The following is a 23,983-nucleotide window of genomic DNA, read 5'->3' as shown; positions in this document are numbered from 1 at the left end:
CCTATGTACCCACGACCGACCGATTCGGCTAGAATACGGCCATGTGTCGCAGCATTCGCACGCTGTTCAACTTCGAGCCGCCGGCCACCGACGACGAGGTCCGCGCCGCCTCGCTGCAGTTCGTCCGCAAGCTGTCCGGCTTCACCCGCCCCTCGAGGGCGAATCAAGTCGCTTTCGACCGCGCGGTCGAGGAGGTCGCCGTCGCCGCGCGCACGTTAGTGGACTCGCTGGTGACCAACGCCGAGCCGCACGACCGTGAAGAGTACGCGGCGCGCGCCCGCGCCCGCGCCGCCGCCCGCCGCACGGCCTAGCTCGCCTTCGTCGCCTCCGACAGATCGAGCGGTGTCCCCATCGCCGCCTGCGCTTCTTGGATTGTCGGCGCGCCCCGGAGGACATGGGCAGCGAGCACCGCGACGCATGCACCGATCAGCGCGCCGAGCGGATACACCCAGTAGGTCGAGAGATCACCGATCGCGAGGTCCGGTGAGAACGCGCGCGCCGGATTGAAGGCGGCACCGTCGTAGGGTCCGCCCATCGTCCCGACCGACATGACGTACGCGCCGACCGCGAGCGGGATATAGGCACCGTCGAGCTTCGGGCCGTTCGCCATGCCGAGAACCATCAGCACGAGGCCGAACACCAGGATCGCCTCGAACAGCACGGAGGGCCATTCGAGCCCCGGCTTCGGAATCGTCGCCGCGAGGTTCGCACCCGTCCCGAAGAGGGCCTTGGCGAGGAACGTTCCGCAAATCGCCGCGATGAACTGCACGATGACGTAAGCACACGCCATCGGCCACCCCATGTCCCGGCGCAACGCGAACGCGAACGTCATCGCCGGATTGAAATGGGCCGAGATGTCGCCCAGAAAGTACACCGCGACGATCAGCCAGAGGGCCGAGATGCCCGAGAGGATCGCGGCGTAGGCGAACGGCGGCAGTTCCGCTCCTCCATAGCGCGCGAGCACCGCGGCGCCGCCGGACAACAGAAACATGAAGCCGGCGGTACCGATGAACTCCGAGAGCAACCGCCGCATGCGGTGTCGCGGGCTGTGCCAGTTGGCGCTGAAGCGCGGACCGACCGCCGCGCGCAGCGCCGCTTCGCCGGATGGGGTCATTGCTTCGCCGCGACGTCGGCCGTTCCGGGGCGCGTGAGCGCGAGCGGCACCACGACGCGGTCGTAAAGCGCTTCGTCGACGCCGTTGGCCAGCGCAGCCTGCTTGAGCGTCAGGTTGTGGTCGATGGCGTAGTACGAGATCTTCGCGGACCGATCGTACCCGATGATCGGCGAGAGCGCCGTGACCATCATGACCGAGCGGTCGACGTTCGCGCTGAGCTGCGCCGGGTTGAGTTTCGCCCCCTCGACGAGGTACATGCGGAAGTGATCGCACATGTCGGCCATGATCAGCGCCGAGTGCAGATAGTTGGAGATGACGATCGGCCGGAACGCATTGAGCTCGAAGTTGCCCTCCGATCCGCCCATCTGGACCGCGACGTCGGATCCCATGATCTCGATGCAGACCATCAGCATCGCCTCTGCCTGGGTCGGATTGACCTTGCCGGGCATGATCGACGAGCCGGGCTCGTTAGCGGGAAGTATCAACTCCATCAGCCCTGTCCGCGGCCCCGAGCCGAGCCAGCGCAGATCGTTGGCGATCTTGAAGAGGGTGACGGCGGCGGTCTTGAGCGCAGCGTGCGCGCGCACCATGCGGTCGAGCGTCCCTTGGGCGGTGAACTTGTTCTCGGCCGTCTTGATCGCGAAGCCGGTCAACGTCGTGAGCTGCTCGGCGACCGCGTCACCAAAGCCGGCCGGCGCGTTGAGACCGGTCCCGACCGCGGTGCCACCCATCGCGACTTGAAGCAGCCCTTCGGTGACCCGCGCGAGCTCGTCGATCGCGTCATCGAGCGCACCGACGTAGCCCGACCACTCTTGTGCGACCGTCAGCGGCGTCGCATCTTCGAGGTGGGTGCGGCCGATCTTGACGACGTCGGTCCAGCCCTGCGCCTTCTTCGCGATCGCGTCCCGCAGGCGCCGCAGCGCCGGCAGCGTCTGCCGCGTCGCCATCGCATACGCGGCGACGTGCATCGCGGTCGGGAAGGTATCGTTGCTCGACTGTCCCATGTTGACGTGGTCGTTGGGATGGATGGGCTCCTGCGAGCCGAGCTTGCCGCCGACCAATTGGATGCAGCGGTTCGAGATGACTTCGTTGACGTTCATGTTCGACTGCGTGCCCGATCCGGTCTGCCAAACGTAAAGCGGAAACTCACTGTCGAGCGCGCCGCTGATGACCTCGTCGCTCACCTTTTCGATCAGCTCGCCCTTCCACGCCGGCAGCCGCCCGGCGGCGGTGTTGACGATCGCCGCTGCTTTCTTGACGTAGCCGTAGGCGTGATAGACTTCCTTCGGCATCCGGTCGTGACCGATGTCGAAGTGCTGCAGGCTGCGCTGCGTCTGCGCTCCCCAATAGTGATCCGCCGGCACCATGACCGTTCCGAGACTGTCGAACTCCTCACGCATGCCGCTCGCGTGTAAGCCGATCGGGACATCGAGAATCTTCGGCGCCGGTTCGTTCGCGGTGATCATGAACTCGTGCCTCCTCGTGATGCGTGGTATTACCGCCGTCGACGCCGTGTGCCGTCGCGGGTGAAGAAAATAGCACGCCCCCGGTGATCGAGCAATACGCGCTTGCATCCGTCTCAACGCGCGCGCGAACTCCGCTGAGCACGGCGCTTGCTCGTCCGGGCATCGCCTCGAACAACGAGTATCTCGAACATGCCCCTTGACCCGGATTCGCGTGCGGCGACGATATCGCGACGGTCGTGCCGTACCATGGCGAGTATGGGCAATCCGATCGATCGTACGTTTCTCATCGCCTCGAAGACCGGGCTCGTCTTACGGGCGGTCAACCGCCTGCGCATCGACGTCACGCCGCTCGCGGGTAGCGTCTCGATCAGGACGAACTGGCAGATTCCGCTGGACATGGTGTGGGAGATGACCAGCGACGACTTCAATCCCAACGCCGCCGATTTCGGGGGCACCGTTCGTTTCCGTAACCTCCAGTTCGACGGGTACTTGAGCACGCTTGGCACCGACAGCGGCTCGCTGCTCCTCCATCCCTTCGCCGCTTCCGGCGACGGCGCGACGGTGCAGCTGTGGAACCTCACCATCGCCCGCGGGCCGGCGCCCTCGTCGTGGAACTGGACCCAGTACACGCCTGGGGGAGCGATCCTCAAGGCGATCGTTCCGCAGGCGTACGAATCGTTTCCCGGCGGTGCGGCGATTCGGCCCAACTTCGACTACGATCGCAATCTCAACATCTTGGGCGACGGGCCGTACGTGGCCGGCAGCGCGGTCGAAGCCTGGGACGGCTGGAGCGGCGGCGCGGACAACGAGGTGTGGATGCTGCTTCCGTACGACCCCTCGGCGCCGCCGATCGACCCACCCGATGGTCAACCGCACATCTGACGCAAAAGCAAAACGGCCCGCGGATCGCTCCGCGGGCCGTTTCGCTGACCAGACGGTCTTCGCGCGGGGCGAAGACTACATCATGTCGTAGCCGCCCATGCCGCCGCCGGGAGCGCCGGCGGCTTCCTTCTTCGGCTCGGGCTTGTCGGCGATCAGCGTCTCGGTCGTGAGAACGAGCGCGCCGATCGACGCGGCGTTTTGCAGCGCCGAACGCGTCACCTTGAACGGCTCGACGATACCGGCCTTGACCATGTCGACCAGGTCGCCCGACATCGCGTCGAAGCCCTGACCGCGCGCGGCGTTCTTGACCCGGTTCACCTCGACGCTGCCCTCGAAGCCGGCGTTCTCCGCGATCTGGCGGAGCGGCTCCTCGAGCGCGCGCACGATGATGTTCACGCCGATCTTCTCGTCGGGGTTGGCCGCGTCGGTCGCGGTCTTCTCGACGGCCTTGATCGCGTGCACCAGCGAGCTGCCGCCGCCGGGGATCATGCCTTCCTGCACGGCCGCGCGGGTCGCGCTGAGCGCGTCCTCGATGCGGTGCTTCTTCTCCTTGAGCTCGGTCTCGGTGGCCGCGCCGACCTGAATGACGGCGACGCCGCCGCTCAGCTTGGCCAGACGCTCCTGGAGCTTCTCGCGATCGAAGTCGGAGTCGGTCTCGTCGATCTGCCGCTTGATCATCTCGATGCGGCCCTTGATGGCCTCGGGCTTGCCGTGGCCGTCGACGATCGTCGTCTCGTCCTTGGTGACCTTGACGGTCTTGGCGGAGCCGAGCAGCTCCGGCGTGACCTTGTCGAGCTTGAGGCCGAGCTCTTCCGAGATCACCGTCGCGCCGGTCAGCGTGGCGATGTCCTTGAGCATCTCCTTGCGGCGGTCGCCGAAGCCCGGCGCCTTGACGCCGACCGTCGTGAACGTGCCGCGCAGCTTGTTGACGACCAGCGTCGCCAGCGCTTCACCTTCGACGTCTTCCGCGATGATGAGCAGCGGCTTCTGGACCTGCACGATCTTCTCGAGCAGCGGCAGGATGTCGGCGATCGCCGAGATCTTGCGCTCCGTCACCAGGATGAACGGGTCGTTGAGGGTCGCTTCCATCCGCTCGGAGTCGGTGACCATGTACGGCGAGATGTAGCCCTTGTCGAAGAGCATGCCGTCCTTGGTCTCGACTTCGGTCTTCATCGACCGCGATTCCTCGACGGTGATGACGCCGTCCTTGCCGACTTCCTGCATCGCTTGCGCGATCAGCTCGCCGATGGTCTTGTCGTTGGCGGAGATCGACGCGACCTGCGCGATCTTCTCGGTCGAGTCGACCTTCTGGACCAGCTTCTCCATGTCGGCGACGGCCGCGTCGACGGCCTTCTCGATGCCGCGCTTGATGAGGAGCGGGTTCGAACCGGCGGTCACGTTCCGGAGGCCTTCACGAATGATGGCCTGCGCCAGAACGGTCGCGGTCGTGGTGCCGTCACCGGCGATGTCGTTCGTCTTGGAAGCGACTTCCTTGACGAGCTGGGCGCCCATGTTCTCGAACGTGTCGGGAAGCTCGATCTCCTTGGCGATGGTCACGCCGTCGTTGGTGATCGTGGGGCTGCCGAATTTCTTGTCGAGCACGACGTTGCGGCCCTTGGGTCCGAGGGTGACCTTCACCGCGTCGGCCAGGATGTTCGCACCGCGCTCGAGCGCGCGACGAGCGTTCTCGTCGAAAACCAGTTGTTTCGCTGCCATGTTTGCTGCTTATACTCCGGCGGCGACGCGCTCGTCGGTGATGACCGCGAGAACGTCCTTTTCCGAGATGATGAGGTACTCTTTGCCTTCGAGCTTGATCTCGGAGCCCGAGTACTTCGAGTAGATGATGCGGTCGCCGGGCTTCACGTCGATCGGCAACTTGGTGCCATTGTCGAGCGTGCGGCCGGTGCCGACCGCCAGAACGCGGCCTTCCTGCGGCTTTTCTTTCGCAGTGTCGGGCAGGAAGACGCCGCCGGCGCTCTTCTCGGCCTGTTCCACGTGCTCGACGACCACGCGATCGCCAAGTGGCTTGAGATTCACGAAAACCATTCCTCCGAGAGCTTGCTTGCTACCGGTGTCTGAGTTAGTAGGGTGACACGCGCTGGCACTACTAGCACGAGAGTGCCAGCCGGAATTCCAGGTTAGCAGACTCATTACGCGAGTGCAAGTGCCGAGGTCGGGGGGTCGCTGGGCGGGTAGATGGAGAGCGTATGGCCCGGGTGACGCACGTCGTCGTCGAGCGAGTCGCCGACTGCCCGTTCTCGGTGGCGCACGACTACGCCGAAGAGTTCCTCCAGGACGCAGAGCGTGCCGTCGAGGTCCGCATTCCCTTGCGGAACTTCTTCTATGGGCTGCGAGGGCACGTCGCCCGGCCCGTCAAGCTGCTCTTCGCCCTCCATCCCGACGAGACGGAGGGCGGGCGGCTCCACGACGCCTTGCTGATCGAGTGGCGGGCCGGGACCCGGCTGTTCCCGCACTTTCACGGCACCCTGCGGCTGCGCATCGCCGACGTCGAGCACACCCGGCTGACCTTCGAGGGCGCCTACCGGCCGCCGGCGGGGGCCCTCGGCCTGGTGTTCGACGCGCTGCTCGGGCGCCGGATCGCGAAATCGACGATGGCCGAGCTGCTCGACCGGATCGCCCGGGCGCTCGAGCGGCGCGAAGAAGAGTACCGGCAAGGGCTGCTGACCGCCCAGGGGTCGGGCACCGGCACCTGAGAAGAGCCGCCCGTTGTGAACGGAACCGTGACGCTGCGCGCTCAGCTCTCGGCGGGGCTCATCGCGGGCGTCGTCGGGGGCATCTTGGTGGCCCTCTTCTTCCTGGTGGCGATCAGCCTGGGCGGCGGACGCTTCGGCTCGATGCTCGACCTCATGCAGTGGGTCGCCGGCACCGTGCTCGGCAGCGGCGCCGCCACCAACCCCGCCGCGCCGTGGATCGCGCTCGGGCTGCACTTCGCGGTGTCGATCCTGTGGGCGCTGGGCTACGTCTACCTGGTGCGCTCGCAGCCGCAGCTGCTCTCGCATCCCTGGATCTCCGGCGCCGGCTTCGGCCTGGTCGTCTACGTGTTCATGCAGATCGCGCTGATCGTCGACGCCGACTGGCACCGGCCGTCGGGTCCGGCCGCGCTCGGCGCGGGTCTGCTCTCGCACATCGTCTTCTACGGGATTCCGGTCGGGCTGCTGGTTTCGCGCTTCCTGCGCCGCGCGTGATCGCGGAGATCGGCGTCGACCTCGACGCGCTGGCGCGCAACGCGCAGGCTCTGGCGCGGCTGGCCTCGCCCGCGCGCCTGTCCGCCGTCGTGAAAGCGAACGGCTACGGCCACGGCCTGGTGCCGGCGGCGCGCGCGCTGGCGCCGCACGCCGCGCGCCTGTGCGTCTACGAGCTCGACGAAGCGGTGACGCTGCGCGACGCCGGCGTGCGCGCGCCGATCCTCGTGCTCGGTCCGATCGTCGCCGCCGACCTCGAGGTCGCGCACGCGGCCGAGGTCGCGATCACGCTGTGGGACGAGCACCTCTACGCGCGGCAAGTCGCGAGCGTCGCGCGCCGGCGCCACCGTCCGTTCACCGTGCACGCGAAGATCGACACCGGCGTCGCGCGGCTGGGCATGCCGTACGCGAACGCTCCGGCCGTCCTCGAACGCTACACGGCGACGCCGGAATTCGTCGTCGCCGGCGCGTTCAGCCACCTCGCCGCGGCCGAGGAGTTGGACTCCAACTTCACCCACGATCAGCTGCACCGCTTCCTCACCGCGACGCGTGCGCTGCCGCCGCCGGTCGAGCGCCACATCGCCGCCACCGCCGCGGCGATGCTGTGGCCCGAGACCCGTTTGGACAGCGTCCGTTGCGGCATCGGGCTGTACGGCATATGGCCGAGCGCCGAAACCGAAGCGGTCATGCGCCCGCGCGGCTTGATGCTCGAACCGGTGCTGGCCTGGCGCACGCGCATCGTCGCGCTGCACGAGCTCGCCGCCGGGGAAACGGTCGGCTACGGACGCACCTGGACGGCGCGGCGTCCCTCACGGATCGCGACGCTGCCGATCGGCTACGCCGAAGGCTTACCGCGCAACGCCGGTGAGCGTGCGCAGGCGCTGGTGCGCGGCGTGCGCGTGCCGCTGATCGGCCGCGTCTGCATGGACATGGCCTTCGCCGACGTGACCGACGTCCCCGGCGCGGTGCCCGGCGACGCCCTCACCCTGATCGGCAGCGACGGCGCGGAGACGATCACCGCCGACGAGCTGGGCGCGGCGTGCGACACGATCGGCTACGAGATCGTCGCGCGTTTGCCCGCGCACGCGCCGCGCGTCTACAGCAGCGGCGCGGCTTAACCGGGGACGACGACGCCGGCGGCGGCGGCACGCGCGCGCAAGACGCGCACGTAGGCGAAGGTCCAGGTCAGCGTCGCGATCGTGATCGCCGCCAGCACGATCGGGCTGACCGCCAGCACTACCGGGATCGGCAGCGTCACCACGAACACGACCCGCAGTACGAACTCGCCGCAGAACGCGACGCCCCACACGACCGTGAGCAGACGGTTCGCCGTTCGCACCTGCGGCCGTTCCCACAGCGCGTCGTAGACCCGCGCCGCGGCGGCGTCGCCGTGGGTCGCGAACCAGCGGCCGAACCAGTACATCAGCGGTTTGGGGAAGAGCAGCGAGACGAAGCACAGCACGCCCAGCGCGCCGGTGACGAACGACTCGCGAATCAACAGCACCTGCGGACTACCGCCGACGAAGAACGCGACCAGGCTGACGACGATGCCGAACAGCACGATCCCGGCCACCGGGTCGAGCGTGCGGCGACGTGCGAGGCCGAACACGGCGACCACGGCCGGGTAGATCGCGGCCAGCAGCAGCGCGTGCACGTCGTCGATGCCGCGGTGGTGGGCGATCTGGTAGACGACCGTCGGCACGGCGGCGTTCAAGACGGCGTCGATGATCGCCGCGCGGGCCGAGAAGGGCGGAGCCGAGTTCTCCATGGCGCCTCCAGCTACGGGATCGGCGCCGCCCGGGTTTCGCGGCCCGCTCACGCCAGCGCCGCCAGCGCCTCCGCCAAGTCGAGCGTCCCCTCGTAGAGCGCGCGGCCGACGATGGCGGCGTCGACGTTGGCCGGCGTCCCCGCGCGCAGCGCGCGCAGATCGTCGAGCGTGCGCGCCCCGCCGCTGGCGGTGACGTGCACCGGCGCCAGCGCCGCGACGTGCGCCAGCGCGGCGACGTCGTACCCCGAGCCCATCCCGTCGCGCGCGATCTCGGTGTAGACGACGCGCTGCACGCCCCAGCTCGCGACCGTGCGCACCAGTTCGTCGCGTGAGGCGCCGCTCTCGGCCAGCCAGCCGCGCGTCGCGACGCGGTCGCCGCGCGCATCGATGCCGGCCACGATCGCTGCGCCGTAGCGCGCGACGATCGCGCGCGCTTCGCCGGGTGCTTCGACCAGCAGCGTGCCGATGACGACCGCGTGCGCGCCGGCGTCGAGCCGCGCGGCGACGTCGGCGGCGGTGCGAATTCCGCCGCCGGTTTGCACCGGCACGTCGACCGCCGCACAGATCGCGCGCAGCGCCCGGTGGTTCTCGCCGGTGCCGAAGGCGCCGTCGAGGTCGACGACATGCAGCGCGCGCGCCCCCGCCGCCACGAACGCTCGCGCGCGCGCGACGGGGTCGGCGTCGTAACGCGTCTCGCGGGCGGGGTCGCCGCGCTCCAACCGCACCGCGTGACCGCCGCGCAAGTCGATGGCGGGGTACAAGACCAGCGAATCGCTCACGCTGCGGCGATTCGCAAGAAGTTATCCAGCAGCCGGGCGCCCGTCGCTCGGCTCTTCTCCGGGTGGAATTGGGTGGCCATGACATGATCGCGCGCGACGATCGCGGCGAACCGTTCGCCGTACTCGCACGACGCCAGCACCGACGCGCCGTCTTCGACCCGGTACGAGTGCAGGAAATACGCCCACGAGCCGCTCGTCACGCCCGCGACGAACGGGTGCGTGCGCTCGATCACGAGTTCGTTCCAACCCATGTGCGGCACGCGGGGCGCGCGCGCGAAGCGGCGTACGTCACCGGGCAGGACGCCCAGTCCCGCCGCACCACCGTACTCGTCGCTGGAGTCGAAAAGCACTTGCATACCGACGCAGATCCCGAGAAACGGCCGGCCGCGCGCGATCGTCGCGTGCACGGCTTGGTCGAGCCCGCGTTCGCGCAGGGCGTCCATGGTCGCGCCGAAGGCGCCGTCGCCGGGGAGCAGCGCGGCGTCGGCGCGCACGACCGCGTCCGGATCGCCGGTCAGCTCGAAGCTGGCGCCGCGTCGCTCGAGCGCGGCCAGCAGCGAGCCGACGTTGCCGCCGCCGTAGTCGATCACCGCCAGCCGAGGAGTCGCCATCGTGTGACGGCTTCGCTCGCGGGTTGCGCATTGCTTGCCCTCGCGGCCGCGTGCAGCGGCGGCGGAGGCTCGAGCCCGGCGCCCGGCGGCGGCGCGCCGGCCACGACCGCGCCGACGGCCGCCCCGACCGCGACGCCGGTCGGCGCGACCCCGACGCCGGTCGCGAGCGGAACGCCGTACACCGGGCCGACCGCACCGCCGGCCAACGCGGCGCTGACGGTGCCCAGCGGTTTCACGGTCAGCCAGATCGCCAGCGTCCCCGAGGTGCGCGAGCTGGTCGTGCTGCCCAACGGCGATCTGATCGCCGGCTCGCAGGGGACGACGGTGTGGATCGTCCCCGACGCCGACGGTCCCGGCGCGGCCGGCACGCCGGCGCATTTCGTGGACGTTCCGGATACGCCGGTGGCCGGCGTCGCGTTCGGCGACGGCTACGTCTTCGCCGGCGCGCAGCACGGCGTCTACCGCATGCCGTACACGACCGGCGCGCAGACCGGCGTCGCGCAGCAGATCGCGTCGATTCGACAGGGCTCGCCGCCGCCGGGCAGCGACGGCGACGTGCACGTCACGACCTCCGTCACCGTCAGCGGGACGACGCTCTACGTGAGCGTCGGCTCGTCGTGCAACGCCTGCACCGAGATCGACCCCACGCGCGCGACGGTGCAGAAGATGGGGCTCGACGGCAGCGGGATGACGACGCAGGCGACGCAGATCCGCAACGCGATCGCGATCACCACCGATCCGAGCACCGGCAACGTGTGGGCCGGCGGCGCCGGGCAAGACGATCTGCCCGAGTATCATCCGTACGAGTACATGGATCCGGTCTCGACGCATGCGGCGCCGGCCAACTACGGCTGGCCCGCATGCGAGGAAGATCACGTCGCCTACACCAGCGGCGCGAACTGCGCCAACGAGGTCGTGCCGGCGCTCGAGTTCCCGGCCTACTCGACGCTGATCGGCGCCGCGTTCTACCCCGCCTCGCAGAGCGGGCCGTACGCGTTCCCGAGCCCGTGGAACGGCGGCTTGTTCGTGAGCGCGCACGGCTCGTGGCACGCCGACAGCAACAACGTGCCAATCGATCCGCCGCACGTCGCGTTCGTGCCGTTCACCGGCGCGCTGCCGACGACGGCGGTCAATTGGAACGATCCGACCGTGCAGTGGCACGACTTCTTCACCGGCTTCCAGAACGCCGGCGGTGCGCGCGTCGGCCGGACGGCCGGCGTCGCGGTCGGCCCGAACGGCAGCTTGTTCGTCGCCGACGACCAAGACGGCGTCGTGTACCGCATCCGGCCGGTCGGCACGGGGACGCAGGCGAAGCGGCGAATCCGCTGAGCGCCATGCGCTTCACCGCCCTCGTCCCCGCTTTGGCGCTCGCGCTGCTCGGCGCGAGCGTCCCGCCCGGCTTCACGCTCGAACCGATCGCGCACGTCGCCGGCGCGCGCGAGCTGACCGTCGCACCGAACGGCGACCTGTTCGTCGGCACGTCCGGCAGCGACGTCTACGTCGTGCCCGACGCGCAAGGTCACGCCGGCGCGCCGCAGGTGTTCGCGACGCTTCCCGATCACCCGGTCGCGGGGGTCGCGCTGGCCGGCGATTGGCTCTACGTCGGCGCGCAGTTCGGGGTCTACCGCATCCCGTACCGCAGCGGCGATCGCACCGCGCGCGGCAAGCCGGAGAAGATCGCGTCGGTCCGCACCAGCGGCATCTCGCGCGATCACGTCACCACGACCGTCGCGCTGACGAAGGGCATGCTGTTCGCGTCGGTCGGATCGTCGTGCAACGTCTGCGACCCCGAGCTCGACGCGACCCGCGCGACGATCCAGCAGATGGCGCCCGACGGCGCGGGGATGAAGCCGCGCGCGACCGATATCCGCAACGCGATCGCGCTGGCGGTCCAGCCGGACAGCGAGGACCTGTGGGCCGGCGTCGCCGGCCGCGACGACCTCGAGCACGGCCAGCCCTACGAGATCTTCGACGACGTCAGCGCGCACCCGGGCGTCCCCGACTACGGCTGGCGGCGCTGTTACGACGACCATCGCCCGATCGGCAACGCCGGCTGTGCGGGCGTCGTGATCCCCCTGGTCGTCTTCCCGGCCTACGACACCCCGATCGGCGCCGCGTTCTACCCGACCGCGCCCGGCGGGCGCTATGCCTTCCCGGCCCCGTACCGCGGCGGCGCCTTCGTGGCGCTGCACGGCTCGTGGCACCAGCCGCCGGTCCCGCCCCGGGTCGCCTTCGTTCCCTTCGCCGGCCGCAAGCCGGCCAAGGCGGTGGACTGGAACGACCCGGGCGCCCAGTGGCACGAGTTCCTGAGCGGCTGCCAGGCCGCCGACGGGAGCCGCAGCTGCCGCCCGACCGGGGTCGCGGTCGGGACCGACGGCTCGCTGTTCGTCAGCGAGGACGCGGGCGGAACGGTCTGGCGCATCCGCCCCAGCGGGCGTTAAGCGCCGCGCATCACCCGGCGCGCCACCGGCAGCACGACCGAGGTGGTCGTGTTCCCGGCCTCGCGGCGGACCTGCAGGTCGTTACCGAAGGTAGCGATCAGGAACAGCCCGCGGCGCGTCTCGGACAGGTTCTCGGGCAAGCGGACCTCTTCGATCTGGTACCCCGGACCGTGATCGATCACTTCGAGGATGGCGCGCGGCCCGTTCCAGCGCAGCCGCACGTCGACCGGCCCCGGCGCGTGGCGCGCGACGTTGCCCAGCAGCTCCCCGAAAATCAGTTCGGCGGCGTAGAGGTCCGAGCCGGGCTCGACCTGGGCGGCGAGATACGCCCCGAAGATGCGCCGGGCGTTGTGCGCCAGCGCGGCGTCGACGATGCGAAAGGAAAAGCCGCGGTGGTCCGCACGGAGGGACCACGCGCCACTCGTCACCGCCGGGTCATCACCCATTCGGTCGTTGTCGCGCACGCTGCTGGGGGCCCTATTCCCCGATCGAGCACTTCAATCGCTCTTCTGCTGAAGCTGCTCGCAACCGTGGCAGTGTTAGGCCACTCGGATGACGCTGTGGTCGAAACTCGGTGAGGCGCTGCTGTTGGCGGCGGGGATGGCGTGGCAGGTCGGCTGGAGCCTGATCCTCGGCTTCGCGGCCTCGGCGGTGATCCAAGCCGTCGTCTCCAAGGAGCGGATGCAAGCGCTGCTGGGCCGCGACGGAATCCGCGAGATCGCCCTCGCGACCGGCTTCGGCGCCGCGTCCTCGAGCTGCTCGTACGCGGCCGCCGCCATGAGCAAGACGCTCTTCAAGCAGGGCGCCGCGCTGATCCCGAGCCTGGCCTTTCTGTTCAGCTCGACCAACCTCGTCGTCGAATTGGGCCTGGTGCTGTGGTTGCTGCTGGGCTGGCAGTTCACCGCCGCCGAATGGATCGGCGGTCTGGTGCTCATCGCGATCATGGCCGTGCTGGTGAAATTCACCTATCCGCGCGCGCTGGTCGAGGAAGCCCGGCGGCGACTGGACGCGGGGGGCGGTCACGACCACGGCTCGATGGAAGGCGCGGGCGCGACGGTCTGGGCGCGGCTGCGCGAACCCGCCACCCGCGTCGCGATCGCGCAGAACTTCGCGATGGATCTCTCGATGCTGTGGGTCGACCTGCTCGGCGGGTTCCTGATCGCGGGCGCGCTGGCTGCCTTCGTGTCCGACGGCGTCTGGCGCGCGGTGTTCTTCAACGGCGCGAACCCGGTGGTGCGCACGCTCGGCGACGCCGTGCTCGGCCCCCTGGTCGCGGTGGTGACGTTCGTCTGCTCGATCGGCAACGTGCCGATGGCCGCGATCTTGTGGACCAGCGGGATCTCGTTCGGCGGCGTGCTGGCCTTCCTGTACGCCGATCTGATCGTGCTGCCGCTGCTCGACGTCTACCGCAAGTACTACGGCTGGCGGATGATGCTCTACATCGCCGGCGTGTTCTTCGTGACGATGGTGCTCGCCGCGCTGGCGATCGACGGGGCGTTCCACGCGCTGCACCTGGTGCCGCGCCCGAACCCCCACCTGCGCGTCGCGCTGACGACCTTCTCGCTCGACGCGACGTTCTGGTTGAACCTCGTCTTCGGCGCGCTCGCCGTCTGGCTGCTCGTCGTCTCGAAGCGGCACCCGATGGAGCACGGCTGCCACCACCACGACGACGCGCACGACGAGCATGCCGTGCACGACCACGTCGTGCACGACGCCGCCGGTTAGACTTCGGTCAGCGAACCCTTGGTCGAGGGGATCTCGCGCGAGCCGGTCTGCTGTTTCGCTTGGGCGAAGGCGCGGGCGAAGGACTTGAAGGCGGCTTCGCAGAGGTGATGGTTGTTGGTGCCGGCCCAGCGCAGCAGGTGCAAGTTGAACTTGCCGTGGTCGACCACGCTGCGGAAGAAGTGCGGCACCAGCTCGGTCGGCAGCGCGCCGAGCACCGGGACCGAGAGCGGGACGTCGTAGTTCAGGTACGGCCGGCCGCTCAGATCGACCGCGCACTGCACCAGCGCGTCGTCGAGCGGAATCGCGATCGAACCGAAGCGCGCGATCCCGCGTTTGTCGCCCAGCGCTTCGTCGATGGCGGCGCCCAACGCGATGCCGACGTCCTCGACGAGATGATGATGATCCATCCCGTCGCCGCGCGCTTCGAGCTGCAAGCCGACGCCCGCGTGCGTCGCGAACGCGTTGAGCATGTGGTCGAAGAAGTCGACGTCCGTCGCGACCGAGACCGGCCCGCCGTCGAGCGCGAGACGCAGGTCGATCCGCGTCTCCTTCGTTTCGCGTTTGCGGTGCGCGACGCGCTCGGTCAGCGCACGGCTCCGGTCGCGGCGGCGTTGCCGTTGGCGGAGAGATCGTGCGCCGGGCGCTCGGCCAGCGGCTCGAGCGGGTGCACCGCCGGACCGACGTAGGCGGCCTGCGGCCGAATCAAACGGTTGTGCGCGTACTGCTCGAGCACGTGCGCCGACCAGCCGGCGACGCGGCTGCAGGCGAAGACGCAGGTGAACTCGTCCTTCGGCCAGCCCAGATCCGCCAGCAGCGGCGCGGTGTAGAAGTCGACGTTCGCGTAAATGCGCTTGCCGGGCTTCTCTTCTTGCAGCACCTTGTTGGCGGCGCCCTCGAGCGCGACGGCCAGCTCGTACCACTGCGAGCCGGTCTGCTCGCCGACTTCCTTCGCGTTGCGGTCGAGCTCGGCGGCGCGCGGATCGCGCACCTTGTACTCGCGGTGGCCCATCCCCATCACGCGTTTGCCGCGCCCGAGCAGCGCGCGCACGTACGCCTCGGCTTTGTCGGGCGTCTGGATCGCTTCGAGCGTGTCCATCACCTGCGAGGGCGCGCCGCCGTGCAGCTCGCCGGTCAGCGTCGCGACCGCCGCGGTGATCGAGCACCACAGGTCGGCGTTGGTCGAGGCGGTGACGCGCGCGCTGAAGGTCGAGGCGTTGTACGAGTGATCGGCCAGCAGCACGAAGTACGCGTCGATCGCCTTGGCCTGTTCGGGGGTCGGCGTGCGGTCGGCGCACATCGCGTAGAAGTTGGCGGCGTGGCGCAGGTCGGCGCGCGGGGCGATCGGCTCCAGGCCGCGGCGCAGCCGGTTCCAGGCGGCGACGACGGTCGCGGTCTTGGCGATCAGCCCGAGCGCGGCATCGACGTCGGAGACGTGCGCGCCGGAGGGCTCGTGCGGCAGCCCGTGCGAGAGCGTCGAGATGCCGGTGCGAAGCACGTCCATCGGCCACGCGTCGCGCGGAATCTTGCGCAGGATCTCGAGCGTCGTCGGCGGCAGCGCCCGCAGCCCGGCCAGCTTGGCGGCGAAGGCGTCCAGCTCGCTCTGCGAGGGCAGCACGCCGTAGAACAGGAGGTGCACCACCTCTTCGTACGTGACGTTCGGCGCCAGATCGTGGATGTCGTAGCCGCGATAGGTGAGCCGGCCGAGCTCGCCCTCGACGTTGCTGAGGACGGTCTCGCCGACGACGATGCCTTCGAGACCCGGGTTGACGACCATGGACGCCATGACATCCGAGACTTCTCGCTGGGGGGCGGTTCTCCCCACGATAGGCATGGCTGATCGACCGATCGAGGAACGTCCGACTTTTGTCGAAGGAGGCACCATGGCGCTCACCGCTACCCCGCTCCACCAGCACTTCGTCGGCGAGCTCCGCGGCGTCGACCTGCGCGAGCTGGACGGCCCGGCGCTCGCCGAGATCCGCGCCCAGCTCGACCGCTTTGCCGTCCTGGTGGTACGCGACCAGCCGTTCGCGGACGAGGAGCAGATCGCGTTCGCCCAGCGGCTCGACGGCGAGTTGGTGACGCTGGTCGCCCGCAGCATGGTCGAAGGGACGCGGCGGCTCCCGCACGCGGCGATGACCGATATCTCGAACCTCGACGAGAACGGCCAGCCGTTCGCGCGCGAGGACCGGCGGCGGATGTACTCGCTGGGCAACCGCCTCTGGCACACCGACGCCTCGTTCCAGAACCCGTCGGCGCGCTACTCGATGCTCTCGGCGCGCAGCGTCCCCGGCAGCGGCGGCGAGACCGAATACGCCGACATGCGCGCCGCCTACGACGCCCTGCCGGACGCGCTGCGCGCGCAGATCGCCGGGCTGCGCGCGTTCCACTCGATCCTCTACTCGCGCGAGACGATCGGCTTCACCGACTTCTCCGACGCCGAGCGCGCGCAGTTCCCCGGCGCGGAGCAGCCGCTGGTGCGCGTCCATCCCGGCTCCGGGCGCAGCTCGCTCTACCTGGCCTCGCACGCCTCGCACGTCGTCGGCTGGCCGGTGGCCGAAGGGCGCATCCTGTTGCGCGAGCTGATGGCGCTGGCGACGCAGCCCCAGTTCGTGTATCGCCACGCCTGGCGCCGGCACGATGTGGTGATCTGGGACAACCGCTGCACGATGCACCGCGGCCTGGCCTTCGACGAAACCCAAACCCGCGATCTGCGCCGCGTCACGACGCTCGATCTCCCGGTCCGAGAAGCGGCCGCGCTCTAGTCACGGGACAGTTGGCCTGAGGGGCCGGCTCGCGCCGAGCCGAAGCAATCGCGATGGTGACGCAAAGTCTCGAGGTCGACACCACCGCGCCACTGCGGGCGCGGGTCACGATGCTCGGGCGCGTGGTCGGCGACGTGCTGCGTTCGCACGCTCGGCCCACCACGTACGCGTTGGTCGAACGCTTGCGTGCGGCCACCCGGGCGCGGCGCGCGACGCCCGATCCGCGGTTCGACGCCGAGATCGACGCCGTTCTGAGCGCGCTCGCGCTCGACGACGCGATCGACGTGCTGCGCGCCTTCGGGCTGTACTTCCAGATGGTGAACCTGGCCGAGCAGCTGCACCGCGAGCGCCGCCGGCGCGAGCGCGCGCGCAGCGGTCAGCCGCCGCTGGCGGGTTCGCTCGAGACGCTCACCCCGGCCGCCGCGGCGCAGCTCGACCGGGTCGCGGTCACGCTGGTCTTCACCGCGCACCCGACCGAAGTGCTGCGGCGCACGACCAGCGAGAAGCTGGCCACGATCGCGCACCTCTTGCGCGACCTCGACGAGCGCGTGCTGACCGACGAGGAGACGCGCGCGATCGAAGCCGAGCTGCACGCGCAGATCGTGCTGCTCTGGCAGAGCAACGAGCTGTATCGCACCGCGCCGACGGTGCACGACGAGGTGCGCAACCTGGTCGCGCGCTTCCGCGAGTCGCTGTTCGACGAGGCGACGCTGCTGTTCGAGCGGCTCGAGGAACGCGTCGGTGCACCGGTGCGCACGGTGCTGGCGTTCGGCAGCTGGATCGGCGGCGACCGTGACGGCAACCCCAACGTGGCGCCCGACGCGATCGCCGAAGCGCACGAGCAAGCGCGGCGCTTCGTGCTCGAACGCTACGTGGAGGGCGTCGAGGAGCTGCAGGCGCGCTTCTCGCAGGACGTCGCGCGCGGCGGCGCCTCGGCCGCGCTGCTGGACTCGGTCGATCGCGAGCTGCACCTGTTGCCCGACGTGCGCTACGCGATCGGACCGCGGCAAGACGCCGAGCCGTACCGCCGCAAGCTCGCGTTCATGCACCGCCGGCTGCGGCTGACGCTGGCCGACGCCGAGGGCGGCTATCCCGACCCGGCCGCGCTGCTGGCCGACCTCGATCTCGTGCTCGAGAGCGTGCAAGCGCACAGCGGTGCCGACGTCGCGCGGCCGGCGGCGCGGCTGCGCCGCGCGGTCGCGCTGTTCGGCTTCCACCTGTGCGCGCTCGAGTGGCGGCAGCACCGCGACCGCGTCGTGCGCGCGCTCGACGAGATCGTGCTGGCCGTCGAGCCCGAGCTGCCGCCGCTCTCGCAGCGCGACCCGGACGCGCGCCGGGCGTGGTTCGCGCGCGAGCTCGTGACCGCGCGGCCGCTGGTCCCCACCGACGCGACGTTCTCGACGGACGCGCAGGACGTCATCGCCTCGGTGCGCGCGGTCGCCGCGCTGCGCGCGCGACGCGGTGCGAGCGCGGTGGTGAGCTTCATCTTGGCGGGAACGGAATCGGTCGACGACGTGCTCAGCCTGCACGCGTTCGTGCGCGCCTGCGGCGGGCTGGCCGCTGGGCCGGCGCAGATCGTCCCGCTGCTCGAGAGCGCGAGCGCGCTGGCGAACGCCGAGGCGCTGTGCGACGAGCTGCTCGCCTTCGCGCCGTTCCGCGCGCTCGTCGGCTCGAACGGCGAGCGCTGGGAGATCATGCTCGGGTACTCCGACACGACCAAGGTCGCCGGCGTCGTCGCGAGCATGTGGGCGCTGTACCGCGCCCAGCTCACCATCGCTGCGGTCGCCGCGCGGTACGGCGTCACGCCGCGCTTCTTCCACGGCCGCGGCGGTTCGGTCGGGCGCGGTGCCGCGACGGCGCGCGAAGCCGTCGACGCGCAACCGCCGCAGGCGCACACCGGCGAGCTGAAGGTGACCGAGCAGGGCGAGGTCATCGGCGCGCGTTACGGCCTGCCATCGCTGGCGCGGCGCAACCTCGAGCTGGCCGTCACCTCCGTCGCGGCGTCGCTGGTGGCGCCGGCCGTCGCGACGCCGCCGGACTGGTTCGCGCTGCTCGACCGGCTCGCGCGCGACGCGCGCGCGGCGTATCTCGCGCTGATCGACGACCCGGCGTTCCTGGTCTACTTCGCGGCCGCGACGCCGGTCGACGAGATCGGCGACCTGCAGATCAGCTCGCGCCCCGGCCGCCGCGGCGCCCGCCGCTCGATCGAGGACCTGCGCGCGATTCCATGGGCGTTCGCCTGGACGCAGACGCGCGGGATGCTGCCGGGCTGGTACGGTTTCGGCACCGCGATCGCGGCCGCCGGCGACGCGCTGCCGACGCTGCAAACGATGGCGCGCGAGTTCCCGTTCTTCACCACGCTGCTGCGCGCGATCGAGCGCGCGCTGGCGGTGGCCGACCTGACGATCTGCGAGCGCTACGCCGAAGCGCTGGTCGACGACGCCGCGCTGCGCGCGCAGTTCACCTCGCGCATCCGCGCCGAGTACGACGCGTCGGTCGCGGCGCTGCTGCGCATCCTGGGGGCCGACGCACTCTTGGCCGACGACCCGACGCTGGCGCGCAGCATCGCGCTGCGCAATCCCTACGTCGACCCGATGTCGTTCCTGCAGATCCGTCTGTTGCGGGCGTACCGCGAGGACCCCGACCCCGCGCTGCGCGATGCGATCCGTCTCAGCGTCAACGGGATCGCGGCCGGGCTACGGGTGACGGGCTGAGCTTGCCGGAGGGTGCTCGATTCTCCGCTCACGTGTAGCACCTTTCTGGGGCGCCGTTCTGTGGCTGGCGACCGTTCTCGCCGACGCGTCGTTCGCCTCGGCGACGCCGTCGCCGCCCGCCGCACGGACGTTGGGCGCGCTCGGCGACGCGGCGATGACGACGCTACGCGCCCGCCTCGTGGTGCCGCAGGGCCGCTGGCAGCTATGCGCGCGCCTCCCGTGCGGCGCGAGCGACAGCGACTGGGGCGCCGACAGCCTGACCGCGGTGCTGGCGCTGCGCTGGCACGCGACGCACGCGCCGGCACTGCGCGCGTATGCGCGCGCGCTCGAACGAGGTGCGCCGGCCTATCGCGTGTGCCGCGGCCGCGGCTGTACCGGATGGAGCGACGTCCCGCTGTGGGACGCGGTCTCGGCGATGCGACGCTACGGCGTGACCGACGAGCCGCTCGCGCTCGCCCACGCGCGCGCCGCCTACGCGAGCGTCGCGCGGACCGACCTCTACGCACGCGGCGCGTGTCCGGAGATCGACTATCAGCGGCCGTTCGGCGGCGGCGGCGGGCTCAAGACCCTCGAGACGGACGCCAACCGCGTCCTCGCCGCCGCGCTGCTGGCGCGCCGGACGGGCGACGCCGCGTACCTCGCCGACGCGCGCCGCCACTATGCGGCGATCCGCCACTGGTTCTTCGACCGGCGCGCCGGCCTCTACACGGTGTACGTGTTCGACGACGGTCACGCGTGCCGCCCGTTGCGGCATCGCTTTTTCGCTTCGGTCAACGGCATCATGATCGACGCGGGCCGCGCGCTCGCGCACCTGACCGGTGATCTCGGCTACGCGCGCGACGCTCGGGACACCGCGCGCGCGACGGCGCAGCTCGACGACGCGCGCGGGATCTTCGTCGACCTGCAGGCCGGCAACGACGTCGTCGAGCCGCTCGTGCGCGCGCTGGCCGGTCTGGCCGACGCCGGCGACGGGTGGTCGCGCCGGTGGCTGATTCGCAACGCGCTCGCCGCCGCGCACGCGCGCGGCGCCGACGGCGAGTACGATCGGTTCTTCGATGGTCCGCCGCCGGCCGGCCCGGTCACCGCGTGGCAGACCAGCGGCGGCCTCGCGCTCGCCGTCGCCGCGGGCGCGCTCGCGCCGGCCGTGCGCGTCACGCCCGACTCCGCCTGGCGACGAGCGCGGCCGCACCCGGTCGCGATCGACCACGTCCCAGCCACGTTGCGCTTTTCCGGCTCGGGGATCGCGCTGCTCGGCGCGATCGGCGAACGCTGCTGCGAAGCCGGCCGTGCACGGGTGGCGATCGACGGCCGGCCGACGTTCGACGCGACGGGCATCTGGCAGAACAAATCGAGCGCGGGCCGCACGCTGCCGCACAGCGTCTTGTTCGCATGGCGCTGGCCGCGTGCCGGGCAACACGTGCTGCGCTTCGAACCGGGGACGCCGAACGCGAAGGAGGGCGGCGCGTTCCTGCACGTCACGGAGGCGTGGATCGTGCCCTGAGCCAACTCCCGGCCGCATGGCGATTCCGCAAGCCGGTATCTTCGCGATCGGCGAACCCGCGCACATCTTCCTCGAGCTCGCCGTCGCGCCCGGCGTCGATGCCGCGGCGGTGGCGAAGGCGGTCGCCGACGTGCACGAGCCGCGCACGACGGTCGGCGGCATCAACTTCGTCGCCGGCTTCCGTCCCGAGCTGTGGCGTGCGATCGCGCCCGACGACACGCCCGCCGCGCTGACCGGATTCAACGCGCCGCTGCAGGGCACCGGGTCGTATTCGATGCCGGCAACCCAGACCGACGTGTGGCTATGGTTCGCCGGGGCCTCGTACGACGTCGTCTTCGACGCGGCGACGGACGCTTTGCACGACTTGACGGGCGTGCTCACGATCGAGCGCGAGCAGAGCGGCTGGTCGTATCGTCACAGCCGCGATCTGACCGGCTTCGAGGACGGCACCGAGAACCCGTCGTTGATGCAGGCGCCGCTGGTCGCCTGCGTTCCCGACGGTTCGCCGGGCGCGGGCGGCAGCGTGCTGCTGTTCCAGAAGTGGCGTCACGACGGACACCTCTTCGTCGACTTGCCGGTCCCCGAGCAAGAGAAGGTCATCGGCCGCACCAAGCTCGACAGCGTCGAGCTGCCCGAAGCCACGATGCCCAAGGACGCGCACGTCCCGCGCACCACGGTCGACGTCGACGGCAAAGAGCTGGACATCTTCCGCCGCAACGTCCCGTACGGCACCGTCGTCGACCACGGCACGGTGTTCATCGGCTTCTCGCAGGACCAGCTCCGGCTCGACAAGATGCTGCGCCAGATGGCCGGCAGCGACGACGGCATTCGCGACGCCCTCACCCGCTACACGACGCCGCTCACCGGCGCGTACTACTTCGTCCCCTCGCTCGACGGCCTACGCCGCTTCGCCACGCCCGAAGACGACGACTGACCGCTACTTCAGATGCTGGTCCATCCAGCTTACCCACAGCGTGTAGACGTCGGCTTGCCGGACCGGGTCGCCCGGGAAATGACCGCTGACCGGGATGCCGACGAAACGGACCGGGATGTGGTTGTCGGCCAGCGCGTGGTACATCGCGTAGCTCTGCGCGATCGGCACCCGCACGTCGCCGGTGTCGGAGATGATGAGCACCGGGCAGCGCGTCTGCGCGGCGTACGTGATCGGGCTCTGCGCGACGTAGTCGCGCATGTTGCCGCCCACGTAGGGTGAGCCTTTGAACGAGAAGCCGATCTGGTAGTTGGCGTCGCCCAGGTCGTACATCGCCACGAAGTCGTTGACGGCGGCGCCGGAGATGGCGGTCTTCCAGACGTGATAGTGCGACATCAGCCACGAGGTCATGTAGCCGCCGTAGCTCCAGCCGCTCACGCCGATGCGCGCGGTGTCGACGATCCCCATACCCTCGACCTTCGCCAGGCCCGCCATCACGTCGCGCCCGGGGCCGGCGCCGGCGTCCATGTAGATCGCCCGCTCGTAGGCGTTGCCGCCGTTGTCGCTGCCGCGGTAGTTCGGCTCGAAGACGAGGTAGCCGTGCGCCGCCAGCAGCTGGTCGAGCAGGTTGAACTGCGCAACCGACGCGGCCTGCGGGCCGCCGTGCGGCAGCACCACCAACGGATACTTCTTGCCGGCCGTATAGCCGACCGGATACGTGAGCACGCCGTCCTCGTCGTAGCCTTCGTTCGTCCAGGTCACCGTCTCCATCTTGCCGAGCTGCAGGCTCGCCGTCGCACCGTTCACGTCGCTCAGACGGCGCGGGGCGGCGGCACCCGGCGCGAGCACCCACAGCTCCGTCGGCCGTTCGATCTGCGAGCCAGGAAACGCGATCGTACCGTTCTTCGCGATCGCGGCGTCGATCCAGAACGACCACGCAGGGTTCACGTCGCCGGTCTCCAGGCGCGTGAAGCTGCCGTCGAGCGCCAACCGGTAGAGCACCGTGCGCGTGCCCTCGTGCGAGCCCACCAGCAGCGACTTGCCGTCGGGATACCACTGCACGCGATAGATCGCGCGGTCGAGCTTCCGGCTGACGTCGACGCCCGCGCCGCCCGCCGCATCGGTGACGAAGACGTCGTTCTCGTTGTTCGGGTCGCCGTCGCGCGAGTAGAGATACGCGATCTTCGCGCCGTCCGGCGAGTACTGCGCGAACCCTTCGAAGCGGTCGTGACCGGTCACCGGGACGATCTTGCCGCTCGCGACGTCCAGGCGCTCGATCTGCGAGCGGTACGCGTCGCCGTCGCGCGTGTTGGGCACGCGCGTGAACAGGATCTCCTTGCCGTCCGGCGACCACGAGAGCGGCGATGCCGGCGGCGAGGGCGGGTACGCGGTGGCGAAGCTCCAGCCGCCCGCGGTGAGCCGATGCGCGTGCGACCCGTCGCGATCGACCAGCCACAGGTGCGAGGCCGGCGTGTACGAGGTCGTCAGGTAGTCGTCGTCGGCGAGGTCGACCTCGTCGTGGTGCGCGTCGATGGCCTTCTTGCGCGGGTCGGGATCCTGCGTGACGTAGGCGATCGTCGCCCCGTTCGGACGCCACGCGAACTGCTGCACGCCCTGGGCCGTCGCCGTCACCGCCTTCGCATCGCCGCCGTCGAGCGGCAGCACGTAGACCTGGCCGTGGTGCTTCTCGTCCTGCGCGAGGAACGCCAGCGACGTACCGTCGGGCGCGAACTGCGGCGCCGCCACCCCGGCGCGGTCGACCGTCAGCGACCGCTGCGCGCCGGTGGCGAGGTCGGTGAGCACGATGGTCCCCTCGCGGCGATCCTTCGCGACCGCGACGTGCCGCCGCACCGACGCGATCGTCGTTCCGTTCGGCGAGAAGACGACGTCGCTGACGGAGACCAGCTTATAGAGGTCGTCCGGCTGCAGCGGCCGCGCCGACGCGGCGAGCGGAATCGCGACGAACGCGGCGAGCAACGAAAACGCGAAGCGCGGCATGGGCCCGCGCTTCGTGCCGGCCGCTTGCGTCCCTGCGACGCGCCGGCCCTGGCCGAGCAGGTGCCGGACGGTTCGCGGCGACAAAGGT

Annotated in this window: 23 protein-coding genes; 12 read left to right on the top strand and 11 right to left on the bottom strand. The window is 70.2% G+C overall.

Features of this window, described 5'->3' with window-relative positions:
- Positions 1-41: 41 nt before the first annotated feature.
- Positions 42-311 carry a DUF2277 domain-containing protein gene (locus VMD91_10305; GenBank protein HTW84449.1) on the top strand — a complete coding sequence of 90 codons (270 nt, stop codon included), beginning with the start codon at positions 42-44 and terminating at the stop codon, positions 309-311.
- Here the strand turns inward: VMD91_10305 and VMD91_10300 are convergent.
- Positions 308-1,114 (bottom strand): MIP/aquaporin family protein, encoded by an 807-nt coding sequence (locus tag VMD91_10300; GenBank protein HTW84448.1) that lies wholly within the window; start codon positions 1,112-1,114, stop codon positions 308-310. The two genes, VMD91_10305 and VMD91_10300, sit on opposite strands and share 4 nt — an antisense overlap.
- Entirely contained in the window at positions 1,111-2,580 is a 1,470-nt protein-coding gene (locus VMD91_10295; GenBank protein HTW84447.1) for a class II fumarate hydratase, read from the bottom strand. The genes VMD91_10300 and VMD91_10295 overlap by 4 nt, the downstream gene beginning before the upstream one ends.
- A gap of 255 nt (positions 2,581-2,835) precedes the next feature.
- On the opposite strand from VMD91_10295, the gene VMD91_10290 reads away from it, so the two are divergent.
- Positions 2,836-3,462: a hypothetical protein gene (locus tag VMD91_10290; protein ID HTW84446.1), complete on the top strand. Its 627-nt coding sequence runs from the start codon at positions 2,836-2,838 to the stop codon at positions 3,460-3,462.
- Positions 3,463-3,537: 75 nt separating this feature from the next.
- Here VMD91_10290 and groL read toward each other — a convergent pair whose 3' ends face one another.
- Together groL and groES are read right to left on the bottom strand one after the other, a co-directional pair.
- A complete protein-coding gene (groL, locus tag VMD91_10285) occupies positions 3,538-5,178 on the bottom strand; it encodes a chaperonin GroEL (protein HTW84445.1) in 1,641 nt (546 codons plus the stop codon).
- Between the two features lie 9 nt (positions 5,179-5,187).
- Positions 5,188-5,508 carry a co-chaperone GroES gene (gene groES, locus VMD91_10280; GenBank protein HTW84444.1) on the bottom strand — a complete coding sequence of 107 codons (321 nt, stop codon included), beginning with the start codon at positions 5,506-5,508 and terminating at the stop codon, positions 5,188-5,190.
- Between the two features lie 161 nt (positions 5,509-5,669).
- Between groES and VMD91_10275 the strand changes: the two genes are divergently transcribed.
- From VMD91_10275 to alr, 3 genes are read left to right on the top strand one after another with little or no spacing between them, the layout of a single operon-like run.
- Entirely contained in the window at positions 5,670-6,176 is a 507-nt protein-coding gene (locus VMD91_10275; GenBank protein ID HTW84443.1) for a hypothetical protein, read from the top strand.
- 15 nt (positions 6,177-6,191) lie between these two features.
- On the top strand, positions 6,192-6,668 hold the full coding sequence (locus VMD91_10270; GenBank protein HTW84442.1) for a hypothetical protein: 477 nt from the start codon (positions 6,192-6,194) through the stop codon (positions 6,666-6,668).
- Positions 6,665-7,783 carry an alanine racemase gene (gene alr, locus VMD91_10265; GenBank protein HTW84441.1) on the top strand — a complete coding sequence of 373 codons (1,119 nt, stop codon included), beginning with the start codon at positions 6,665-6,667 and terminating at the stop codon, positions 7,781-7,783. Before VMD91_10270 ends, alr begins: the two co-directional genes overlap by 4 nt.
- Here alr and VMD91_10260 read toward each other — a convergent pair.
- The 3 genes from VMD91_10260 to hisH are packed head-to-tail and all read right to left on the bottom strand — an operon-like array spanning position 7,780 to position 9,823.
- Positions 7,780-8,433 (bottom strand): VC0807 family protein, encoded by a 654-nt coding sequence (locus tag VMD91_10260; protein HTW84440.1) that lies wholly within the window; start codon positions 8,431-8,433, stop codon positions 7,780-7,782. The two genes, alr and VMD91_10260, sit on opposite strands and share 4 nt — an antisense overlap.
- A gap of 47 nt (positions 8,434-8,480) precedes the next feature.
- On the bottom strand, positions 8,481-9,212 hold the full coding sequence (locus VMD91_10255; protein HTW84439.1) for a HisA/HisF-related TIM barrel protein: 732 nt from the start codon (positions 9,210-9,212) through the stop codon (positions 8,481-8,483).
- Positions 9,209-9,823, bottom strand: a complete 615-nt coding sequence (hisH, locus tag VMD91_10250) for an imidazole glycerol phosphate synthase subunit HisH (protein ID HTW84438.1) — start codon at positions 9,821-9,823, stop codon at positions 9,209-9,211. The genes VMD91_10255 and hisH overlap by 4 nt, the downstream gene beginning before the upstream one ends.
- Positions 9,824-9,826: 3 nt before the next feature.
- On the opposite strand from hisH, the gene VMD91_10245 reads away from it, so the two are divergent.
- Entirely contained in the window at positions 9,827-11,152 is a 1,326-nt protein-coding gene (locus tag VMD91_10245; protein ID HTW84437.1) for a hypothetical protein, read from the top strand.
- A 5-nt stretch (positions 11,153-11,157) separates the two neighbouring features.
- Positions 11,158-12,264 carry a hypothetical protein gene (locus VMD91_10240; GenBank protein ID HTW84436.1) on the top strand — a complete coding sequence of 369 codons (1,107 nt, stop codon included), beginning with the start codon at positions 11,158-11,160 and terminating at the stop codon, positions 12,262-12,264.
- Here VMD91_10240 and VMD91_10235 read toward each other — a convergent pair.
- A complete protein-coding gene (locus VMD91_10235; GenBank protein ID HTW84435.1) occupies positions 12,261-12,692 on the bottom strand; it encodes an ATP-binding protein in 432 nt (143 codons plus the stop codon). The two genes, VMD91_10240 and VMD91_10235, sit on opposite strands and share 4 nt — an antisense overlap.
- A gap of 124 nt (positions 12,693-12,816) precedes the next feature.
- Between VMD91_10235 and VMD91_10230 the strand changes: the two genes are divergently transcribed.
- Positions 12,817-13,989 carry a permease gene (locus VMD91_10230; GenBank protein ID HTW84434.1) on the top strand — a complete coding sequence of 391 codons (1,173 nt, stop codon included), beginning with the start codon at positions 12,817-12,819 and terminating at the stop codon, positions 13,987-13,989.
- On the opposite strand, the gene hisB is transcribed toward VMD91_10230, so the two are convergent.
- Both hisB and VMD91_10220 read right to left on the bottom strand, forming a co-directional pair.
- Positions 13,986-14,576 carry an imidazoleglycerol-phosphate dehydratase HisB gene (gene hisB, locus VMD91_10225; protein HTW84433.1) on the bottom strand — a complete coding sequence of 197 codons (591 nt, stop codon included), beginning with the start codon at positions 14,574-14,576 and terminating at the stop codon, positions 13,986-13,988. The genes VMD91_10230 and hisB overlap by 4 nt on opposite strands.
- Positions 14,573-15,772 (bottom strand): citrate/2-methylcitrate synthase, encoded by a 1,200-nt coding sequence (locus tag VMD91_10220; GenBank protein ID HTW84432.1) that lies wholly within the window; start codon positions 15,770-15,772, stop codon positions 14,573-14,575. The genes hisB and VMD91_10220 overlap by 4 nt, the downstream gene beginning before the upstream one ends.
- 97 nt (positions 15,773-15,869) lie before the next feature.
- Here VMD91_10220 and VMD91_10215 point away from each other — a divergent pair, with 97 nt between their 5' ends.
- From VMD91_10215 to VMD91_10200, 4 genes are all read left to right on the top strand, one after another.
- Positions 15,870-16,751: a TauD/TfdA family dioxygenase gene (locus tag VMD91_10215; protein ID HTW84431.1), complete on the top strand. Its 882-nt coding sequence runs from the start codon at positions 15,870-15,872 to the stop codon at positions 16,749-16,751.
- A gap of 53 nt (positions 16,752-16,804) precedes the next feature.
- On the top strand, positions 16,805-19,465 hold the full coding sequence (locus VMD91_10210; protein ID HTW84430.1) for a phosphoenolpyruvate carboxylase: 2,661 nt from the start codon (positions 16,805-16,807) through the stop codon (positions 19,463-19,465).
- Between the two features lie 154 nt (positions 19,466-19,619).
- A complete protein-coding gene (locus tag VMD91_10205; GenBank protein HTW84429.1) occupies positions 19,620-20,966 on the top strand; it encodes a hypothetical protein in 1,347 nt (448 codons plus the stop codon).
- A gap of 16 nt (positions 20,967-20,982) precedes the next feature.
- A complete protein-coding gene (locus VMD91_10200) occupies positions 20,983-21,900 on the top strand; it encodes a Dyp-type peroxidase (GenBank protein ID HTW84428.1) in 918 nt (305 codons plus the stop codon).
- Between the two features lie 3 nt (positions 21,901-21,903).
- Here VMD91_10200 and VMD91_10195 read toward each other — a convergent pair whose 3' ends face one another.
- Complete coding sequence (locus VMD91_10195; GenBank protein ID HTW84427.1) at positions 21,904-23,895, bottom strand: S9 family peptidase; 1,992 nt, start codon at positions 23,893-23,895, stop codon at positions 21,904-21,906.
- Positions 23,896-23,983: the final 88 nt, after the last annotated feature.

The organism is Candidatus Sulfotelmatobacter sp., from assembly GCA_035504415.1.
Lineage (GTDB): Bacteria > Vulcanimicrobiota > Vulcanimicrobiia > Vulcanimicrobiales > Vulcanimicrobiaceae > Vulcanimicrobium.
The sequence above is the reverse complement of the archived record's forward strand: the minus strand, read 5'-3'. Positions and strand labels throughout refer to the sequence as shown.

Excerpts from the sequence above, each read along its gene's own strand:
- VMD91_10195 (HTW84427.1), bottom strand. The coding sequence starts at position 23,895 with ATGCCGCGCTTCGCGTTTTCGTTGCTCGCCGCGTTCGTCGCGATTCCG.
- groES (HTW84444.1), bottom strand. The coding sequence starts at position 5,508 with ATGGTTTTCGTGAATCTCAAGCCACTTGGCGATCGCGTGGTCGTCGAG.
- VMD91_10300 (HTW84448.1), bottom strand. The coding sequence starts at position 1,114 with ATGACCCCATCCGGCGAAGCGGCGCTGCGCGCGGCGGTCGGTCCGCGC.
- VMD91_10210 (HTW84430.1), top strand. The coding sequence starts at position 16,805 with ATGGTGACGCAAAGTCTCGAGGTCGACACCACCGCGCCACTGCGGGCG.
- VMD91_10295 (HTW84447.1), bottom strand. The coding sequence starts at position 2,580 with ATGATCACCGCGAACGAACCGGCGCCGAAGATTCTCGATGTCCCGATC.
- VMD91_10230 (HTW84434.1), top strand. The coding sequence starts at position 12,817 with ATGACGCTGTGGTCGAAACTCGGTGAGGCGCTGCTGTTGGCGGCGGGG.
- VMD91_10240 (HTW84436.1), top strand. The coding sequence starts at position 11,158 with ATGCGCTTCACCGCCCTCGTCCCCGCTTTGGCGCTCGCGCTGCTCGGC.
- VMD91_10215 (HTW84431.1), top strand. The coding sequence starts at position 15,870 with ATGGCGCTCACCGCTACCCCGCTCCACCAGCACTTCGTCGGCGAGCTC.
- VMD91_10220 (HTW84432.1), bottom strand. The coding sequence starts at position 15,772 with ATGGCGTCCATGGTCGTCAACCCGGGTCTCGAAGGCATCGTCGTCGGC.
- VMD91_10205 (HTW84429.1), top strand. The coding sequence starts at position 19,620 with ATGACGACGCTACGCGCCCGCCTCGTGGTGCCGCAGGGCCGCTGGCAG.
- VMD91_10200 (HTW84428.1), top strand. The coding sequence starts at position 20,983 with ATGGCGATTCCGCAAGCCGGTATCTTCGCGATCGGCGAACCCGCGCAC.
- VMD91_10290 (HTW84446.1), top strand. The coding sequence starts at position 2,836 with ATGGGCAATCCGATCGATCGTACGTTTCTCATCGCCTCGAAGACCGGG.
- VMD91_10305 (HTW84449.1), top strand. The coding sequence starts at position 42 with ATGTGTCGCAGCATTCGCACGCTGTTCAACTTCGAGCCGCCGGCCACC.
- groL (HTW84445.1), bottom strand. The coding sequence starts at position 5,178 with ATGGCAGCGAAACAACTGGTTTTCGACGAGAACGCTCGTCGCGCGCTC.
- VMD91_10260 (HTW84440.1), bottom strand. The coding sequence starts at position 8,433 with ATGGAGAACTCGGCTCCGCCCTTCTCGGCCCGCGCGGCGATCATCGAC.
- VMD91_10275 (HTW84443.1), top strand. The coding sequence starts at position 5,670 with ATGGCCCGGGTGACGCACGTCGTCGTCGAGCGAGTCGCCGACTGCCCG.
- hisH (HTW84438.1), bottom strand. The coding sequence starts at position 9,823 with ATGGCGACTCCTCGGCTGGCGGTGATCGACTACGGCGGCGGCAACGTC.